General features: G+C 34.0%; 1 protein-coding gene. It reads left to right on the forward strand.

What is annotated here, in order from left to right; translation table 11 throughout:
- A partial coding sequence (locus AC1DTM_RS28520; RefSeq protein ID WP_477001493.1) for a pre-peptidase C-terminal domain-containing protein occupies positions 1-798 on the forward strand: 798 nt, incomplete at its 5' end.
- Positions 799-997: the final 199 nt, after the last annotated feature.

Below are 997 nucleotides of genomic sequence, written 5' to 3' on the forward strand. Positions count from 1 at the left end.
AGTTACGATGCATACCGTTCTACATTAAGTAAAGATAATAAATTAAATGAAGACTACCAGTCTTATATGCAAATGCTTGTTGATAATCGTGATAAGTATACAATTCCACAAGTATCAGATGATTATTTAGCAGAGCATGAACAGAAAGCGCTTTCAGATGTTACAGCGGATATCACAAATGAAGCAAAGTTACAAAATGTGAAGGTAACAAAGAATAAATCACRATACTTTAATACATTTACACTACAAGGAACATATACAGGAAGTGCGTCAAAAGGAGAAAATGAGGACTGGAAAGCAATGAATCAAGCAACGAATGAGATGCTTAAACAGCTTTCACAAAAAGAGTGGAGCGGATACAAAACATTGACTGCTTATTTCGTAAATTACCGAGTCAATGCCACTGGACAATTTGAATACGATGTTGTGTTTAATGGAGTGAATACTGAAACGGATACTAGTGTAGAAAAGGAGCCGAATAATTCATTCGATACAGCTAATCCACTATCTCTAAACGCGTTATTACGAGGTAACCTAAATGATCAAGATCAAGTTGATCGTTTTGCAATTGACATAAAAGAAGCGAAGGATTTACAGATTACCGTTACAAATGAGCAAAACCTTGGATTGAACTGGGTATTATATCACGAGTCAGACTTGAATAACTATGCTGCTTATGCAACAAAATATGAAGGTAATAAATTACTTGGAAATTATTATGCGAAGCCAGGGAAATATTATTTAAGTGTATATAAATATGGCGGTGGAACAGGGAATTATACAATCGAAGTAAAATAACCGGGTTCTGGTCCAGAGATAAAATAAAAGAGAATATTAAAGATGAGCTGGATGTTTATGTTGAGCCTAGGGTAAATGTAGGTATACAAAAATATTCTAAGAAATAATGAGTAAAAATAAAACACCTAATTCAAAAGTGAAGTGAACCCCGAAAACGGGACACATATCAAAACACCTAAACCATCTATTCCCTATATTC

This window comes from Bacillus sp. P4_D3 (genome assembly GCF_056401855.1).